Source organism: Fretibacterium sp., from assembly GCF_057312375.1.
The window spans coordinates 1-17,722 of sequence record NZ_DBHLDX010000017.1 but is presented as its reverse complement, the minus strand read 5'-3'; the positions used below and the strand labels follow the sequence as shown (position 1 = coordinate 17,722).

General features: G+C 63.4%; 19 protein-coding genes and 4 tRNA genes. 3 read left to right on the top strand and 20 right to left on the bottom strand.

What is annotated here, in order from left to right; translation table 11 throughout:
• Positions 1-24: 24 nt before the first annotated feature.
• The 20 genes from flhB to ACO41U_RS04275 form a co-directional block, all read right to left on the bottom strand.
• Positions 25-1,125 (bottom strand): flagellar biosynthesis protein FlhB, encoded by a 1,101-nt coding sequence (gene flhB, locus ACO41U_RS04370; protein WP_485941893.1) that lies wholly within the window; start codon positions 1,123-1,125, stop codon positions 25-27.
• The gene (locus ACO41U_RS04365) at positions 1,107-1,901 is read right to left on the bottom strand and encodes a flagellar biosynthetic protein FliR (RefSeq protein WP_298778111.1); all 795 of its coding nucleotides are present in this window, start codon (positions 1,899-1,901) and stop codon (positions 1,107-1,109) included. The genes flhB and ACO41U_RS04365 overlap by 19 nt, the downstream gene beginning before the upstream one ends.
• Positions 1,902-1,920: 19 nt before the next feature.
• The gene (fliQ, locus tag ACO41U_RS04360) at positions 1,921-2,196 is read right to left on the bottom strand and encodes a flagellar biosynthesis protein FliQ (RefSeq protein ID WP_298778108.1); all 276 of its coding nucleotides are present in this window, start codon (positions 2,194-2,196) and stop codon (positions 1,921-1,923) included.
• A gap of 60 nt (positions 2,197-2,256) precedes the next feature.
• Complete coding sequence (gene fliP / locus ACO41U_RS04355; protein WP_485941890.1) at positions 2,257-3,102, bottom strand: flagellar type III secretion system pore protein FliP; 846 nt, start codon at positions 3,100-3,102, stop codon at positions 2,257-2,259.
• Positions 3,103-3,510: 408 nt separating this feature from the next.
• On the bottom strand, positions 3,511-3,873 hold the full coding sequence (locus ACO41U_RS04350; protein WP_485941888.1) for a response regulator: 363 nt from the start codon (positions 3,871-3,873) through the stop codon (positions 3,511-3,513).
• 224 nt (positions 3,874-4,097) lie between these two features.
• Positions 4,098-5,216, bottom strand: coding sequence for a flagellar motor switch phosphatase FliY (gene fliY, locus ACO41U_RS04345; protein ID WP_298778102.1), 1,119 nt, complete (start codon positions 5,214-5,216; stop codon positions 4,098-4,100).
• Positions 5,209-6,216 carry a flagellar motor switch protein FliM gene (gene fliM, locus ACO41U_RS04340; RefSeq protein ID WP_485941886.1) on the bottom strand — a complete coding sequence of 336 codons (1,008 nt, stop codon included), beginning with the start codon at positions 6,214-6,216 and terminating at the stop codon, positions 5,209-5,211. The genes fliY and fliM overlap by 8 nt, the downstream gene beginning before the upstream one ends.
• Before the next feature lie 137 nt (positions 6,217-6,353).
• Complete coding sequence (locus ACO41U_RS04335; protein ID WP_485941884.1) at positions 6,354-6,815, bottom strand: flagellar basal body-associated FliL family protein; 462 nt, start codon at positions 6,813-6,815, stop codon at positions 6,354-6,356.
• 17 nt (positions 6,816-6,832) lie between these two features.
• Entirely contained in the window at positions 6,833-7,561 is a 729-nt protein-coding gene (locus tag ACO41U_RS04330; protein ID WP_298778095.1) for an OmpA/MotB family protein, read from the bottom strand.
• Between the two features lie 2 nt (positions 7,562-7,563).
• Positions 7,564-8,340: a motility protein A gene (locus ACO41U_RS04325; RefSeq protein WP_485941881.1), complete on the bottom strand. Its 777-nt coding sequence runs from the start codon at positions 8,338-8,340 to the stop codon at positions 7,564-7,566.
• A gap of 34 nt (positions 8,341-8,374) precedes the next feature.
• Positions 8,375-8,614: a flagellar FlbD family protein gene (locus ACO41U_RS04320; protein ID WP_298778091.1), complete on the bottom strand. Its 240-nt coding sequence runs from the start codon at positions 8,612-8,614 to the stop codon at positions 8,375-8,377.
• Positions 8,615-8,889: 275 nt separating this feature from the next.
• Positions 8,890-8,964, bottom strand: a tRNA-Gly gene (locus tag ACO41U_RS04315).
• 14 nt (positions 8,965-8,978) lie between these two features.
• Positions 8,979-9,054, bottom strand: a tRNA-Phe gene (locus ACO41U_RS04310).
• Positions 9,055-9,069: 15 nt separating this feature from the next.
• Positions 9,070-9,146 (bottom strand) — tRNA-Asp (locus ACO41U_RS04305).
• A 10-nt stretch (positions 9,147-9,156) separates the two neighbouring features.
• Positions 9,157-9,231 (bottom strand) — tRNA-Val (locus ACO41U_RS04300).
• 95 nt (positions 9,232-9,326) lie between these two features.
• Entirely contained in the window at positions 9,327-10,031 is a 705-nt protein-coding gene (locus tag ACO41U_RS04295) for a lipid-binding SYLF domain-containing protein (RefSeq protein WP_485941879.1), read from the bottom strand.
• Between the two features lie 45 nt (positions 10,032-10,076).
• On the bottom strand, positions 10,077-11,027 hold the full coding sequence (locus ACO41U_RS04290; protein WP_485941877.1) for a Ppx/GppA phosphatase family protein: 951 nt from the start codon (positions 11,025-11,027) through the stop codon (positions 10,077-10,079).
• Entirely contained in the window at positions 11,020-12,198 is a 1,179-nt protein-coding gene (locus ACO41U_RS04285) for a YibE/F family protein (RefSeq protein ID WP_485941875.1), read from the bottom strand. Before ACO41U_RS04285 ends, ACO41U_RS04290 begins: the two co-directional genes overlap by 8 nt.
• Positions 12,199-12,211: 13 nt before the next feature.
• A complete protein-coding gene (locus tag ACO41U_RS04280) occupies positions 12,212-13,192 on the bottom strand; it encodes a pseudouridine synthase (RefSeq protein ID WP_485941873.1) in 981 nt (326 codons plus the stop codon).
• Complete coding sequence (locus ACO41U_RS04275) at positions 13,189-14,247, bottom strand: 3'-5' exoribonuclease YhaM family protein (protein ID WP_485941871.1); 1,059 nt, start codon at positions 14,245-14,247, stop codon at positions 13,189-13,191. The genes ACO41U_RS04280 and ACO41U_RS04275 overlap by 4 nt, the downstream gene beginning before the upstream one ends.
• Before the next feature lie 204 nt (positions 14,248-14,451).
• On the opposite strand from ACO41U_RS04275, the gene dcd reads away from it, so the two are divergent.
• The 3 genes from dcd to ACO41U_RS04260 all read left to right on the top strand — a co-directional run bounded on the left by dcd (position 14,452) and on the right by ACO41U_RS04260 (position 17,572).
• A complete protein-coding gene (dcd, locus tag ACO41U_RS04270; RefSeq protein ID WP_485941869.1) occupies positions 14,452-14,982 on the top strand; it encodes a dCTP deaminase in 531 nt (176 codons plus the stop codon).
• Positions 14,983-15,043: 61 nt separating this feature from the next.
• Positions 15,044-15,919: an NAD(+)/NADH kinase gene (locus ACO41U_RS04265; RefSeq protein WP_485941867.1), complete on the top strand. Its 876-nt coding sequence runs from the start codon at positions 15,044-15,046 to the stop codon at positions 15,917-15,919.
• A gap of 3 nt (positions 15,920-15,922) precedes the next feature.
• On the top strand, positions 15,923-17,572 hold the full coding sequence (locus ACO41U_RS04260; RefSeq protein ID WP_485941865.1) for an AAA family ATPase: 1,650 nt from the start codon (positions 15,923-15,925) through the stop codon (positions 17,570-17,572).
• Positions 17,573-17,722: the final 150 nt, after the last annotated feature.

Below are 17,722 nucleotides of genomic sequence, written 5' to 3'. Positions count from 1 at the left end.
CGCCGCTTTTCTCACTGAATATTATCACGACGCCCTGAGCCGGTAGACCATCGCCAGGATCTCCGCAACGCTGCGGTAGAGGTCCTGAGAGATATCCTCCCCCACCTCGACGCCCCCGTAGAGCGCCCAGGCCAGGGGCTTGTCCTCGATCACGGGGACGCCTGCGGCCTCCGCGAGCTCTCGGATCTTCTGCGCCAAGAAGCCCTTGCCCTTCGCCACGACCTGAGGCGCCTTCATCAACCTTCGATCGTAGAGGAGGGCCACCGCCAGCGTCGTCGGGTTCGTGATGACGACGTCCGCCTTGGGGACGTCCGCCATCATGCGCTTCTTGGCCAGCTCCCGCTGCTTCTGGCGGATCTTGCTCTTGATCTGCGGGTCCCCCTCCATCTGCTTGTACTCCTCCTTGATCTCCTGCCGGCTCATGCGGATGGAGCGTTCGAATTCCCAGTGCTGGTAGAGGTAGTCGACCAACGCCATGGCCAGCAGCATCGCCGCAAGCCGCATGGAGAGCGTCCACAGCATGTCCCAGAACGAGGCAGCGCCGTGCAGCAGCGGCATCTGCATGGCCTTTGAGGAGGCAGGAAGGTAGTTCTTGATCGCGGAGTAGATCACGACGGCGAAGACCCCTGCCTTCAAGAGCCCCTTCAAGAGCTCGACGACGGAGCGCAGGGAGATGATCTTCTTCATTCCGCTGATGGGGTTGAGCCGCCCAAAATTGGGCTTGAAGGGCTCGCTGGTCATCGTCCAGCCCACCTGACAGATGACGGCGGCAGCAGAGAAAAAGGCGATCAGGCACCCCAGGGGGAGCCAGGCGATGAAGAAGTCCTTCACGACCTCCCAGGAGAGGTAGTGAAACCACCCGTCCTGCTCCAGGGCCGCATCCCCGACGAAGCTCAGAGAGAGCCTCAGAAGGCGGCTCATCACACGCCACATGAAGGCCCCCAGGAGCGCCAGCCCAAAGAGCCCCGTCAAGAGCCCCACGGCCGCCGTCAGGTCCTTGCTCATGCACACCCTGCCCTCGGAGCGCACCTTCTCGCGCTTTCGTGGCGTCGCGGGCTCCGTGCGCTCCTGGGCAAAAAACTGGATGTCAAAGGCGACGCGGCACCTCACGGCGCAGAGCTCCAAGACAGCACCCCCTCCAAGGCAAACTCGATCCAGCGCTCAAACTGAGTGTAGATCAGGTCAACGGTCAGCGGCAGGACTGCGGCAAGGACCATAAAGCCCAGCGCCACCTTGATCGGGAGCCCAAGGACGAAGATGTTCATCTGAGGGACCGTCCTCGCCAGAAAGCCCAGGCCGACGTCCGCCAGGACCAGCGAGCAGAAGAAGGGAAGGGTGATCCGCATCGCCAGGATGAACAGGTCCTGAAGCCAGGCCCCCACCTCGATCAGGTTGGGCGGGAACGGCAGGAGGCGCCCCACGGGGGCCAGCCGCACGCTCTCCATCACCGCCTGAATCATGAGGAGGTGTCCGTTCCAGTGGTAATAAAACCACAACCCCACCAGGAATTCCAGCTGCCCGATGATGGAGCTCTCGGTCTGCGTCGTCGGGTCCAGTACCTGAGCCATGGAGAAGCCGATCACCGTCCCCACCTGCTCTCCCGCCACGCGCAGCGCCACCAGCGGCAGTGCGGAGAGGAAGCCGAGGGCCACTCCGATCAAGAGTTCGCGAACGCCCAGGAGGGCGATGGAGAAGACGCTGTCGAAGTAGAAGAGCGGGACCTCCGCGCCGCCCAACGCCCCCGTCGCGGAGAACGTTAGGAGCACGGCAAAGAGATAGCGCACGGGCGTCGGGGCCATGACGGCAGTGAACACGGGGGCGCTGAACACGAGCCCCACGAAGCGAAGATGAAGGAGAAGACAGACGATCAGCAGCTGGGCCGGCAGCTCGATCCCCCTCATGAAAAAGCGCCGCCCCGCATCACTGGATAAAGCGCTCCAACTGCCCCAGGATCTCCCGCGTCATCACGAGCATCCTCTGCCCCATCCAGGGGGACAGGAGGACGATGCAGACGAACACGGCCAATATCTTGGGGATGAAGATCAGCGTCTGCTCCTGTATGGAGGTAGCCGTCTGGAGGATGCCGATCAAAAGCCCCACGCTCATGGCCACTAGGAGCACGGGCAGAGATACGATCAACATGGTCCAGATGGACTGGCTTAGGAGATCAAAAAGGCTCAGGGTCGTTTCCGCCATCTTCGGGTACCTCCTCTCTTACCGTGGCCTCCAGGGGAACGGGAGCGCCGCCGTCCTGCATCAGGGGACGTTGGCAAAGCTCTTCAGAAGGCTCAGGACGACCAGGTTCCAGCCGTCGGCCATGACGAAGAGCAGGATTTTAAAGGGCAGGGAGATCATCATGGGGGGGAGCATCATCATCCCCATCGCCAGAAGGACGCTTGAAACCACCATGTCCACCACGATAAAGGGGATATAGATGACGACGCCCATCTGAAAGGCCGTCTTGAGCTCACTCAGCATGAAGGCAGGGATCAGGACGCGCGTCGGCACCGCGTCCTGCGACGCAGGGCGCTCGGTCCCGGACATGGACACCATGAGCGACAGCTCCTCCTGGCGCGTATAGCGAAACATGAACTCACGGATCGGCGTCATCGTACTCTGCCAGGCCTGGGGGGCGCTGGCGGCGCCCGAAAGGTATGGCGCAAGCCCCTCCTGATAGACCTGATCCCACACCGGGTACATGGTGAAGAGCGTCAGGAAGAGCGAGAGCCCCGCGATGACCTGTTGGGGCGGCGACTGCTGAAGCCCTATCGCGCGCTGCACGAAGCCCAGGACCACGATGATGCGGGTGAAGCTCGTCACCATGAGGAAGATCGCCGGAACGACGCTCACCACAGTCATCAGAGCCAGGATCTGCAGGGAGAGCGCCACGTCCCGCGGGGAGTCCGCCGGCGTGACGCCAAACTGTATCGTCGGGAGCGGCACCCCGGAAAGCGCCTCCGAATCCGCGGCCAAAGCCGGAAGGGCAAGCCCTGCGCTCAAGACGAGGAACGCCGCGAGCGCCAGGATGAGGGGGAACCCTCTAGCGCGCGCCATCTTCCGTCCGTTTCGCTGGAGCGTTTCCCGCGCCAACCCATTCCTCATACTTCCACCTGCCCATCAGACAAGTTCCCCCCGCCCCAGAGGTAAACGCGACGACGTCGGGTCCGCAGCGCAACACAAAAAAGACATCCTTACCCACGGGTAAGGACGCCAAAAGCTTAACGGCCCCGTCATCTCTTACCCCCGCGCACCTCCTCCGCGCAAAGCGCACCAGGAGGACGGCGGAAAGCGCCAGAACAACCAAGGCAATCGAAACTCGAGTCAGGTAGGACACAAGGCTGGGGTCTGCGATCACTTATTCTCCCTCAGGCACCGACTTCTCCGTAAGGTTTCAATAGAACATAAAACAACTGCGCCGCCATCCGCGATCACCGCTGCGACGGCGCACACGAAACTCCGGCCTTCCGGCGGCCTTCGTCGCCAGGGCAGCGGCGAAACGCCCCTTCAGATTCAGGAGAGGACCTTGGTGATGGCCTCGATCACGCGCTCCGGCTGGAAGGGCTTGACGATGAAGTCGTTGGCGCCCGCCTGGATCGCCTCGATGACCATGGGCTGCTGCCCCATCGCGGACACCATCACGATCTTGACGTTAGGATCAAGGGCCTTGATGGCCTTAACAGCGTCAATGCCGTTCATCTCCGGCATCGTGATGTCCATCGTCACAATATCGGGCTTGTACTTCTGATACGCGGCGACCCCCACCTTGCCGTTTTCAGCCTCGGCGACCACCTCGAAATTATTCTTCTGAAGGATATCCTTCAGCATCATTCGCATAAAGGCCGCGTCATCGACGATAAGAACTTTCTTGCCCATCCTGTGATCCCTCGCTTACGTCAAAATCTCTCGCGCAAGGCCGTCAGTCCCTGCGCCTGATAGAGAAAAGGTCTTCATAAAAACTAAGATCAATGGACGCCCCGCCAATGGAGCAACCACACGACGCATTGATTATATCATGAAAAATCGTCCGGCAAGCGTTCGCCGCAAGAAAGCCACACACCGGGGCGAGAGCTTTCGTGGCTCAGCCCTTCGGCCTGGGCCTAAGAGGCGGAACGCACTCCTGCCGCGGCTCCGATGATGTCCGTAATGCGCACGCCGAAGTTCTCGTCGATGACGACGACCTCGCCCCTTGCGATCGGCTTCCCGTTCACCAGGATGTCCACCGGCTCGCCCGCCATCTTGTCCAGCTCGATGACCGACCCGGTCGTCAGGGCCAGGACCTCCGAAACGCTCTTGCGCGTCTTGCCAAGCTCCACCGTCACTCGGACCGGGATGTCCGCGATCATGTCGATGGGGCTCGCCGCACCGCTGGCAGCCGCACCCCCCAGGGGTTGAAACGCAGCCGGATGCACGTCCACGATGGGGGCGGGCTGCTGCGCGGCCCGCGGAGCCGGAGCGCCCATGGGTGCCCTCATCCCGCCTCCGGACTGCGCTGGAGCGGACGCGGCGGGCGAAGGCGCTGCCGTCGCCGCTTCCTCCGGCTGCTTTGGCTCCTGCTCGCCAATGATCTCCCGCATCAGCCCCACCATCTTGAGGGCTGAGTCCAAAGGCAGCGCAACCCAGATCTTGAAGGGGTCCAAGCCCTCGATCTTCACCTCGATCGGGCTCATCCAAAGCTTCGTTTCCGGAGCCATGGAGGAGAAGGCCAGCCAGTCCCCCGACGCCAGCCCGGAGTTCGTGTTCTCTGGGATCAGGCGCTTTCCCCCCAGCAGGCCGCTCAGGCTCGTAAAGGAGGAACCCACCACCTGGCTCAGTCCCTCCTGGGCCGCGTTCAGGTAGAGGTCGCTGGGCTCTTCCGGCAGGTCCTTCCCCTCGCCGCCCATCATGAGGTCCGCAAGGGTCAGGGCACCCTTCTGCTCCACCGCCAGCGCCAGCGGGATATCGTCAAAGCCCCCGAACGTCGCCGTAAAGAGGAAGGGGCCCTCCGGCAGGCTGCCCCGGAAGTCCGCCTGCGTCACGACCTCCGCATCGTTGACGGCGGTGTCCACCTCCTTGCCGGACAACATGCCGATGACGCTGCTCTCGGCGCCCGCGAAGATCGAGGATACCTCGCTGAGCAGGTGGGAGTCCTCCATGGAGAGGTCCGAATCGTCCCCACCGCCTAGGTCGCCGCCGGAAAGCAGGGCGTTAATTTCATCCTGACTAAGCAGATCATCCATCTTTTTCCTCTCCCTCTGACGACTCGTCCGTAGATCGCTTCAGGATCCGGGTCAGTTCCACCGCGAGGCGTCCTTCGACGGTCCCCGGCTTCGCCATAAAGCTCACCCGGTTGCCCACCCGAACGGCGACGTCGCTGTCCTTCGTTTCGTCGAGCTTGATCACGTCCCCCTCCTGAAGGGCATAGACGTCCGCCAAACTCAGGATCGTGTGCCCCAACTCCAGCGCCAGGGGAACCTTGACGCGATGCATCGACGAGAGCAGGTTCCGCTGCTCCTCCTCGTCCCGCTCGTGCCTCGTCGAGGCGAACCACTGTTGTGAGGAGAGCTTGTCAACGATGGGCTCCATCAGGAAGTAGGGGAAGCAGAGGCTCATCATCCCCTCGAGATCGCCGACCTTCAGCTTCAGGATGACGAGGAGCACCATATCGCGCGGAGAACATATCTGCACGAAGAACGGGTTGCTCTCCATGCTCTCGAAGCGAAAGCGGACGTCCACCACGGTGCTCCAGCTGTCCTCCAGGAGCTCCAGCATCCGCATCAGCACGCGCTCAATGACGGTCTTCTCGATGTCGGTCAGCTCCCGCAGCTTGCCCGTGAAGTTCCCCTTGCCGCCCAGCATCCTGTCGATGATGGCGAACACGAGGTTCGGGTTGATCTCGAGGAGCATGTTGCCGTCAAAGGGATGCATCTCGATCATCCCGATCACCGTCGGCTGCACCAGGGAATTCAGAAACTCCTCGTAGGCCAGCTGATCGACCGAAGCGACCTCCGCCGAGACGATGGAGCGGATCAGCGTGGACATGACCGTCGTCAGTTGGCGGGCAAAGGCCTCATGGATCATCTGAATGGCTCGAAGCTGATCTTTGCTGAACTTATCCGGCCTCTTGAAGTCGTAGACCTTGAGGTTCCTCTCGTCAGCCTTTTCAGCCATGGAGTCGATATCCACGCTACCGCTCGTGAGAGCGTTTAAGAGCGAATCGATCTCGCTTTGTGACAACACATCAGGAGTCAGAAGTCCTCACCTGCCTTCCGGGGACGCAGCCCCGAAGAAAAACTACGTATTCAGGATATCACACCTGCCACCGTTTTTCGCAGCCTTATAAAACAAAAAGTCTTTCTCCGTCGTTTTTTGATCGTTTATTGAAGCACGAAGGATTCAAAGAGCACCTGAGCGATGGGAGCTTCTCCCCCCACGTTGGGCAGGATGGAGTTGAGCACCCTCTTGATGTCCCCCTGAAACTGGACCGTGCCCTCCGCGCTGTTGAGGTCGTCGTAGGTCTTGTCCTTCGCGATGAGGAGGATCTCGTTCTTGATCCTCACGAGCCACCCCATGTTCTGAACGGCGGCGGCGATCTCCTCCTTTTTGTTCACGAGCTCCAGGGACACGGTGAAGCTCACGACGTGCCTGCCCGCGCCGGCCAGGTTGCTGGTGAACTCGCCGATGCTCACAATGGGCCCTGGTTCCGCGACCTCACGGGCCTTGACGGCTCCACCCTCGCCGCTGCCGGACGCCATCGTCCTCCCCAGCATCAGGCCTCCTCCAAAGCCCGCGCCGAACATCACCAAACCGATAACGACAAAGACAATCATCCGTTTCATGTTGATCCATCAACCCCTTAGCGTTTGGGATACTCCGAGAGGAACACGATCTCGACCCTGCGGTTCAGGGCACGGTGCTCCGGCGTGTCGTTGGGCACCATCGGCTGGTTGGGGCCAAAGGCAACGGCCTGGAGCTTCAGCGGGTCGAAGCCCCCATCCTGCTCCAGGTAGGACGCCACGACGGCCGCCCGCATCGCGGAAAGCCCCCAGTTGTCGCGATAGATCCCTCCTAAGAGAGGCGTAGCATCCGTGTGCCCCTCCACGGCCACCGCCGGAACCTTATCCCGCACCAGGGAGGCGATCTTGAAGAGCACCCGCCGCCCTTCCGGCTTCACCTCTGCGCTGCCGGAGTTGAAAAGGAACTGATCCGAGATGGAGACGGAAACGCCGCGCTGGTTGATCGTCACCTGGATGGACTTGCCCAGCCCCTCGGAGCGCAGGTAGCTGTTGATCGTGTAGGCGACGTGCTGGGTATCCAGCTCCACGCTGGGCGACGACCCCGCGTCCACCCCCTGCTCTCCGCTCTGGTTGGGGTCCGTGGACTCCTCCGTGGTCACGCCACCCTTTAAAACTCCCAGGGAGCCCCTGAGGGAGATCAGCGCCTTCTGGAACTTCTGAGCATCGATGGAGGACATGGCGAACAGCAGGATGAAGAAACACAGGATGAGCGTCACCATATCCCCGTAGGTGCCCATGTAGAAGGGGGCGCTCAGCCCCGGCGGCTCCGGCTTCTTCTGGCGCGCCAAGGCTACTCGCCCTCCTTCTTGTCAAAGCTGCTGCGGAGCTTGGGGGGAAGGTAGACCTTCAATTTCTCCTCGACGATGCGGGGGTTTTCTCCGGCCTGGATGGCCAGGATCCCCTCCACCATCAGCTCCATGGCCACGACCTCCTGGGCGGACCGGGCAGCGAGTTTCTTGCCGATGGGGATGCCGAACATGTTGGCCATCATGGACCCGTACATCGTCGTGATGAGGGCGACGGCCATGTTGGGCCCCAGGGAGCTGACGTCCGCCAGGTTCCCCAGCATGGCGATGAGGCCCACCAGTGTTCCGATCATTCCGTAGGAGGGGGCAAACTCCGCGATGGTGTCGAACACGGACTTGTTGGCGGAGTGTCGGTCCTCCAAAACGCCGATCTCGGTGTCCAGGATCGCCCGCACCAACTCCGGGTCCGTGCCGTCCACGACCAGTTGAATGGACTTCTTCAGGAACTCGTTGTCCAGCTCCGCCACGTCGCTCTCCAAAGCGAGCAGCCCCTCTCTGCGGGTCTTTTCAGCGAAGCTGACGATCATCTGCACCATCCCCACGAGGTTGGGCTCGTGGGAGACGAAGGTGCTCTTCAGTCCGCCCCCTATGGCTTTCAGCCTCTCCGCAGGGTTTGAGAGGATCGTCGCGCCCAACGCGCCACCGATCGTGATCATCATTGAGGGGACGTCGATGTAGGCGCCGAAGTTCCCTCCCCCAGCCATGGCAGCGAGGACCAGAATCCAAGATATGAGAAATCCAACGATACTCGTTAAATCCAAAGCCTATTCACCCCTAGTCCAGCAGCATGCTCCATCACGATCCCGCTCCTTCGGAATCCTCCGCCTCGTCCGCAGAATTTGCAACGATGCAGGCGTACCCCGCCAACCTTCGAAACGCAACGATCTTCTCGCAGACCTCGTCGATCCCCTCGCGCACGATATAGCGGTGGCCGTTCAAAAGCCGCACCACGGTATCAGGCGTCACGTTGATGGTTTCAATCATATCAGAGTTCAGCAAAAAACGTTCGCCGTTCAGGCGATGCACCTCAATCATCGCTATATCCCCTTCCCGCCCTCTTCCCGAAGGAGAGGCGCATCCCGCCTCCGCAGGAAGCACGCTGAGGATACCCTGCTGGGATACCTTGTTGATTGTATATGAAAATCCGTAAAAAAACGAGGTCCACTAAAAAAATTTTAGGCTTTTATAATGAGGAGGCATTGTTTCCATTCCAAGCTATCGAAAATCCTCGCCCCGCTCCTGACTATTCAGGGGATACCCCATAAAAAAACAGAGGCCCCGCTTCAGCAGGGCCTCACTCTTTTAAATTCTGGAGCGGAAGACGGGATTTGAACCCGCGACCCCAACCTTGGCAAGGTTGTGCTCTACCCCTGAGCTACTTCCGCATTCTTCGCTGACCTGGTGGCGGGACCCAGAATCGAACTGGGGACACACGGATTTTCAGTCCGTTGCTCTACCATCTGAGCTATCCCGCCCACGAAATATTGAACTGGCGGGGCCGACGAGACTCGAACTCGCGACCTTCGGCGTGACAGGCCGACACTCTAACCAACTGAGCTACGACCCCGCTTTTTCAATGGTGGGCGAAACAGGGTTCGAACCTGTGACCCCCTGCGTGTAAGGCAGGTGTTCTACCGCTGAACTATCCGCCCTCAAGCACGAAAGATAGTATACCTACCCCTGTCGTTTCTGTCAAGCAGGGCCGCAAAGTTTCGGGCGCGGCTCGCTCCGCCTCTTAAAGTGGGGCCTATCGCGCCTTCTTGGCCAGGTTGTCCAGGGCGCCCGTAAGCGGCAGGATTCGCTTGTCCTTCGCCGGCTGCTTCAGGGCGTCGTCCGCACTGAGCTTCTTCTTCCAGTAGTCCTCGTTGCGCTTGACGCTGACGCTGATCACCGAGCCCTCCAGCGACACTCCGGCGAAGAGGCCCTTCGTCATAGAGTAGCTGTAGATGGAGGCCTTGGCCTGCGCGTCCGTCGCCGCCTCGGCGCGGCGCCCCGTGGGACCGGCGGCCACGGACACGTCGGCGCCCAGCTTCGTCCGGCTGTTCAGAAACGCCCGGACCCCGTCCTCGTTGGTCACAACCAGGACGAGGGATATCTTCTGGGCTCCGATCTGCAGCCCCAGGGACCCTCCGCCCAGGTTGTAGTAGCTGGGGCCATACCACCGCCCCTTCTCACGACGCAGGATCAATCCCTCGCCGTACTCGCCGCCGATGATCAGCCCCGCCTTGACCATCGCCGGGACGATGGCCACCGCACGGGCGTCCTTCAGGACGTCCGCCATGGCGTCCGCGTCCTCCTGCTTCGCCATGTCACGCAGCACCTCGATGGAGTCGCTGATGATCCCCTGAGCCGATGCCGCCCAGGCCCTGTCTGCGACAGAGACAAAGACCGCCACCGCCAGAAACGCCGCCAGAAAAGTGTAAAACCCCTTACGAACCTTCATGATGCACATCTGTTTTCCTCCTCCTCCAGGGGCCACAGGCCCCCGAAACTGTTACTACACCTCAGAACACAGCCCCTCGCACCTCTCGAGGAGCACACCGTGACGCAGGCCGTTGATGCTGAGGGTGAAGGACTCCACGTCCAGAGCCCTCATAGCGCCGAGGATGATGCAGGCGCTGCCCAGGACGATATCCGCGCGGGAGGCCGGCAGGCCCACGATCCTCCGCCGCTCCGCCAGCGGGAGCGACGAGTAGAGCGCCATCTGTTCCGCGACGTCCTTTCGGGTCAGCATCATGCCGTGCAGCCTCGTGGGGATAAATGCCGGCGAGCCGTCCTTGACGGAGCCTATAGCGACGGCGCCCCCTCCAAGGCCCAGGACCGCCGGCGCCGCCCCTGGGTGAACGCGGACGATGCCGTTCGCGCTCAGGACCTCCCGAACGCAGGCCATGGCCTCGTCCAGGGCGGCCCACGAAGGTGGGTCCTCCGCGAAGAAGCGCTCCGTCAGGGAGACGGCTCCCACGGGAACGCTCTGAATCCTCTCAATGGCCCCCCGCCGGCCGAAGACGAACTCCGTGCTGCCGCCGCCGGTATCGAACAAGACCAGGTTCCCTCCATTTCGGGCGAAGTCCGCCGAGGCTCCCTTCCAGGAGTAGCTCGCCTCCTCCTCGCCGGACAGGATTCGAACCTCGAGCCCCGTCCGTCGGCGGACCAGGGACAAAAACTCGTGAGCGTTGACTGCTACGCGCAGGGCCATGGTGCCCACCAGACAGGGCTCCGCGCCCATCCTTCGGGCGCGGCCCACCATCTCTGCGACGACCCGCGCAGCGTTGTGTATCGTTTCCTCCGGGATCGCCCCGTCCCTGAGGCAACTCCCAAGACGCACCACCTCCGTAGTGTCCAGGAGGACCTGCACTCTCCTGGCAGCGCAGCGCCCCACCCTCAGCTTGATGGAGTTGCTGCCGATATCCACCGCCGCGCAGACCCTGCCCCCTCCGGAGCTACCCATCCCGATCCTCCCCCGCGCCCTGCCGGCGGCGGTTCCAGCCCTCCTGCACCACGAAAAAGAACGCCGTCGTCGGGATGGTACACAGGAGCCCCACGGTTCCAGCCAGGCTCTGCACGATCTGCTGGCCGATGTAGGGGTCGTTCAAGATTCCCAGCAGGTTGGCTCCCGCGCTGCTGATCAGGATCGCCATCGGAAGCGCGCTGCCCAGGTAGGCCAGGATCAGCGTGTTGATCATGCTTCCCAACACCTCGCTGCCCACGCTGATGCCCGCCGTCCAGAGCCGCCGCAGGGGGATGTCCGGCGCGTAGCTCACCAGCTCCGCCATGGAGGCCGTCACCGAGACCGCGACGTCCAGCACGGCTCCGATGGCGCTCACCAGGATCGAGGCCAGGAGGATGCCCTGCATGTCGATCCCCGGAAGGGTGGAGGCCAGGAGGGCCGCCCCCTCCCCCGCAAGTCCCGACAGCTGCCACCCCCATACCATAAACGCCCCCAGCAGAAAGCCGCAGCCCGCCCCGCTGAGGCTCCCCAGGAGGGCAGCGCTGCGGTAGCACGAACGCCGGACGACGCAGAAGATCGTGGCCGACGAGACGAGCAGGATCGCGGCGAAGGCCGTGGCCATGGGGCTCCACCCCCTGGTCATGAGGGGGATCATCCCCCAGATCAGCACGACCAGTGAGAGGGCAAGCCCCGCCAGGGCCCAGAAACCGGCCGCACCGGTGAGGGCGAGGAGGCAGAGACACACCGCCACGACAAAGGCCACGAGCGAGGGAATTCGGTAGGCGTCGGCGATGGAGTACTGCACCTCACCCCCCTCGAAGACGTCATGGACCAGAAGGTAGCACCGTCCCTCGATGGGATCCAATCCGCTCCCATCGAGCCGGACGACCTTGACGTTGGCCGTCACTCCCCTTTGCTCCCCCGTGAGGATCAAAAGCGTGATCTGCCGCTGAAGGGTCGGGAAGCTCTCCTGCTCTCCAGGGGCGGAAGGAACGGGAGTCTCCGGCCCCATGCCGAGGACGCGGACGATCAGGGACTCCTGACTGTTCCACATCCGCGTCGTCCAGTAGTCCGTTCCCTCATAGACCGCCGCCGCCGCCGCCAGGGACACGACCAGGCGCAGCAGCATCAAGCCCAGGACATGCCCCCTCTTCCCCAGGAGACGACGCATCGAGGGCTTCCTCTCATTCGTCCCCATCTTCGTCCTCACCGGGGCAGATCGGGTCCGCCGGAAGCGTCCACCCTCGGTCCTTCGCGATGGCCAGCATGTCCTGCGGCACGGGGGCACGGAACGACCGGCCGGCCAGCTCCCGAAGGGTGGAGCTCAATCCGTCCGGGAAGCTCAGTTCAAGGGCGTGCAGGAGGGGCCGTCGGGCCGCGGCGCGCCAGAGGCGGTTTGCCTCGAAGTCCCCGTACTTCCGGTCCCCAAGGATGGGGCAGCCGATGTGAGCCAGGTGGACGCGGGCCTGATGCGTCCGCCCCGTGAGCAACTCCAGCTCCAGCAGGGAGAGCCCCCCGCCCGAGGCCAGACATCGACAGCGCGTGCGGGCGCTCTTTCCTTCCGGCGAAACCCGCACCACGTTGGCTTCCGAATCCTTCAGGAGGGGAGCGTCGATCTCCTCCAGCTTACGGGACGGCTTGCCCACGACGACCGCCAGGTAGCGCTTGTCCGCCAGGCGCTCCCTGAAAGCGTCCTCAAGGGCGCGCAACGCGTCACCCCGCAAGGCCACGATCAGCACGCCCGTCGTGTTGCGGTCCAGCCGATGGACCGCCGTCGGAGCGAAGCCCGGAGAGCCGCCTTCCGCCGCACCCAACATACTCCAAACCCGCGTGATGACGCTATCCCCGTCCTTGACGTCGGGCTGTACCAGAAGGTCAGCCGGCTTGTTGACCACCAGCGCACCGTTCCCACGCCACAGGATGGGCACGGTGCCGCGGCGCGGGACCACAGGGCGCCCGCCCGGCGCCTCCCAGGGAACCCAGAGCTCCTGCCCTCCCTGAACGCGGGCCCCCGGGTCCCTGGCGCGGATCGAGTCCAGACGCACCTCGCCCTTTCGGATCGCCCGCATGATGGCCGACAGGGGCAGTTCGGGCCAAACGGAGCGCAGCGTCCGATCCAGCCTTCTGCCGTCGTGGTCCTGGCTCAGGCGGAGGCTGAAGCTCATTCCGATTTTTCCTCCGTCCCCTCGCCTGCAGCGGCCTTCGCCGGCAGGCCGCGCCAGAAGCGGCGCTCCAGCAGGGGAATGTAGTCCGTCGTGTCGTGCCCTGCCTCCAGCCCGTCGATCTGCGAGCGCCAGCAGAACATCTTGAAGTCCAGGTCGTCCGAGGCGGCGACGATCAAAGCCTCCTGGGTCGCGGGCAACACGGGGGAACCGTACTCGCGCCGGCCATGGTGGCTGACGATGATGTGTCCCAGTGCCAGGGCCACCTCGTCGTCCAGCCCCTCCTGCTCCGCCAGCGCCATGAAGCGATGGTACCCCAAAACGATGTGCTCTGCCACGTTGCCCGGAATCGTCATCTGCGGCGCGGGGCTGAGGGAATAGCTGTCCAGCTTGCCCAGGTCGTGAAGCAGGCCACCGGCCGTCGCCAGGTCCACGTCCACCGAGTAGCCCCTTTCCTCGTAGTGCCGGGCCAGCGCCTTCGCCCCCAGGGCGACGGCCAGGGAATGCTCCAGGAGCCCTCCGACGTAGGCGTGGTGCATGGAGACGGCGGCCGGCCAGGCCATGAACTTCTTCCACAGCCCGTGCTTGAAGAAGACCGCTTCCAAAAAGGACTTCAGGGGCTCGCACATCTCCGCCAGGAGCGCGCGGAATTCGCCCTCCATCCTCTCGTCGGACAGGGGTGAGCGTCGGACGAAGCTGTGGGGTGGGTACTTCTCCTGATCGACGTAGTAGACGTCGTTGAAGTTGTACTGAGTCTGTTCGCGAAACTCCGAGACCTTTCCCTGCAGGCCCACGGCGGCCCCCTCGAACTTCAGATCGCCCAGGTTCAAGGGGTCAAGGGGGTACCGGTCCCCTCCCGACAGGTTCCACCAGTTGGAGCCGCCCCAGATCTTCCCCTCCAGGTCTCCGGTTCCGTCGGTGATCGAGATGTCCCAGAAGGGCTTGTCGTTCCTGTCCTTCTTGCGGGTCAGCCGGGATACGACGCCCAGGACGTTGAAGGTGGCGTCCAGCGGAAGCTGTCGAACCTCTCTCACCGTTGAGTTCTTCTTTTCTTTCATCTGCGTCGATGTCCTCTTCCCTTTTTCTCGTGCGGCCCCGGCGATGCGTGTTGCGCGGGGTCGTCTCATCTAAGAATTATATATGATTTTTACGGCATCTCCTCTCCCGCCACCCTCCGGTCGGAGGAAAACGGGTACAATAGACGAAGGGGCGGTGCGCCGTCCCCTCATCCCTGCGCCAGGGCGCGGAAGGAGTTTTTCGACATGATCCTCTCCGGAAGGGAAATCGTGAGGGAGATGGGCAGCGGCATCGTCATCGACCCCTTCGACGAACGAAGGGTGAACCCAAACAGCTACAACCTGTCCCTGCACGGGGAGCTGCTCGTCTACCGGGACGAGGTCCTCGACATGAAGACGCCGAACGCCACCGAAACCATCCGCATCCCGCCGGAGGGCCTGACGCTGACTCCGGGGCGGCTCTACCTGGGGCGCACAGCAGAGTACACGAGGACGGAGAAGTACATCCCCATGCTGGAGGGCCGCTCCTCCACGGGGCGTCTGGGCCTCTGCATCCACGTCACGGCGGGCTTCGGCGACATCGGCTTTGCGGGCTACTGGACGCTCGAGATCTTCTGCATCCAGCCGGTGCGCATCTACGCGGGGGTCGAGATATGCCAGATCTACTACCACACCATCGCGGGGGAATACGACCTCTACAAAAGCGGCAAGTACCAGAACAACCGGGGGATCCAGCCCAGCCTGATGTACCGTGAGTTCCAGCGGGACCGCGGCTGATGTTTCACTTTTACCCCGATCCCCGCGGCACGGAGCGCGGACACGAAATGGAGGACCCGGCATGAACGACCTGGGGATGATCGTCAACCTGCATAAACCGGAGGCGGTGGAGATGGCGCGGCACCTCCTGAGGTGGGGACAGGCGAACGGATGCAGCTTCCTGCTGCCGCACTTGGAGGCCTCGGCGCTGACCGCAGCGGGGCTGAGCGACGAGGAATGGCTGAACACCGTCAAGCTGGCCGTCGTCATCGGCGGCGACGGGACGTTCCTGCGCGCCGCGCGCTACGTCCTGGACTCGGATATCATCCTCCATGGCATCAACCTGGGCCACCTTGGCTTTCTCGCCTCCAGCAAACCTGAGGAGGCGGAGTGTGACCTGAAGAGCATCCTGGAGGACCGCTTCGACGTCCTGAACCGTCGCGTGCTGCGCTGCGTGCTCTACCGCGACAGCGTCCCCCGCTACACCGTCTACGCCCTGAACGACGTGGTGCTCTCAAAGAACGCCATCGCCCGCCTGTTGCACATCGAGGTGCAATTCAACGGCCGCTTCTTCTGCATCCTTCCCGCCGACGGCGTCATCATCTCCTCCCCCACCGGGTCCACCGCCTACGCCCTCTCCGCCGGCGGGCCCATCATCCCGCCACATCTGGACAGCATGTTGCTGGCCCCCCTCTGCGCCCACACGCTCTACTCCCGCCCCCTGATCGCGGCGGCGACCGACCGGATATCCCTCATTCCCAGGAGCAGCTCCAGGGACATCACCCTGACCCAAGACGGGCAGTTGGCCTACGAGGTCTTCACCGATGACAGGATCGACGTCGATCTGCCGCCGGACAAGCTGCTCCGCACCGTGGTCCTGCCGGGGCGCAACTTCCTGGACCTCCTCCAGGAGAAGCTCGGCTGGGGGCAGAGCAGGCCGGGCGTCAACCGGGAGTAGCCCATGCTGGAGAGGCTGACCCTGTGGAACATCGGCGGCATCCGAAGGGCGGACCTCGCCTTCGGACGGGGGCTCACCGTCATCACCGGCGAGAGCGGAGCGGGCAAGAGCAGCGTCGTGCGGGCCATCGAGCTGGTGGGGGGCAAGAGGGGCGAGGTGCAGTTGCTGCGGGCCGGGGAGGATGAAGGAGGCGCCGAGGCGCGCTTCAGGACCGACGTCCGCTTTCCAGAGCTTTCCGACGCCCTTCAGCCCGAAGAGGGAACCTTTCTCGCCCGACGGGCCCTCCTCAGGGGCGGTCGCGCCCGATCCTCGCTCCAGGGCCTGCAAATTCCCCTCGCCACCTATTCCGTCGCAGCGGCCCGGCTGCTCCGAATCCAGAGTCAGTTCGCGCAGATGGAGCTCCTGGACGATGCGCGCCAATTGGCCATGCTGGACTCCTGCACCTCCCTGGAGGCGCGCGATACGGCCATCGAGCTGTGCCGCGTCTTCGACGAGGCGAGGGCCCGCAGCCAGGAGCTGAGGGCAATGTCGCACCGACGGGAGGAGATCGAACGCCGATACGCCAACGCCCAGGAGGTCCTGGACCTCGTTCGGAAGGTGGCACCGGAGCCAGGGCTGGAGGCCGGGCTTGAGGCATCCTTAACGGGCCTGGCTCGCCGCATCGCCCGCCGGGAGCGAGCTCAGGACGCCCTGAACCGGCTCTTTGGGGGGCTCTCCGAGCCGGGGCTCCTGGACGGGGTTAAAAATGCCGTCGAGACGTTTGAGGAGCTCCTTCCGGACGAGGCTCGTCAGCGCATCCAGCAGCGGCTCCGAGAGGGGCTCCACTCGATAGAGGACGCCGTGGAGGAGGCTCGGGAGGAGCTCCGCGGGCAGGAGGAGGACGTAGGGGAGCGGGACCGCCTGGAGGCACGGCTTGGCGCCTTGCGCCGCCTGAAGCGCCTGTCCGGCTCTGCGGACGAGGAGGGCCTCCTGACCTACTGCCAGGAGGCCTCGCTCAACCTTGAATGGCTTGAGAAGAGCTACCCGAAGCTTGAGGAGCTCACGGGAGAATCGCTAAAGCTGCGCAAGCGGGCCAATGCGCTGGCCATGGCGTTGAGACACAGCCGTCAGGAGGCCGCCGCGGCGCTCTCGCAGCGGGTCAACGCCCTTCTGAAGGATCTGGCCATGGAGGGGACCTCCTTTGAGCTGCACCTGCGGGAGCTGGGGAAGCTGCGGCGGGACGGCGCGGATGAGGCGGAATTCGCCCTGCGCGACGGTACGAGGGTCGGGCGCGTTGACAAGATCGCATCGGGCGGCGAGCTGAGCCGCCTCTTGTTGGCGCTGCAGCTCTCGCTGCCCCAGGAGTGGACGCCGCCGACCCTGGTGTTCGACGAGGTGGAGGCCGGGCTGGGCGGAAGGGCTGCCGTGCTGTCCGGCATGAAGCTGAAGGAGCTGTCCCGAAACGCTCAGGTGATCTTGGTGACCCACGAGGCCTCCATCGCCGCGTTGGGGGACGCTCACGTCCTGATCCAACGCGCTGGAGGCGAGTCGCAGATCGAGCCGATAGAGGGGGAAGCGCGCGTGCGCGAGATCGCCCGCATGCTCTCCGGCTCACCCGACCTGACCGAGGCTCAGGAGCACGCCCGCAAGCTTCTGACGGAGGGCCCGTGGTGAGGAGGTAGGAATGAATTTTAGAGTTTGAAGGGCTGGTGACGGAGAAGAAGGGATAGGTATATAAAGCAACGGAGGGAGCTGACGCATATCAGCTCCCTCCGCCTTTAAATCAGTTTTCTGGCAGCGACCTACTCTCCCGTGTGTACCCCA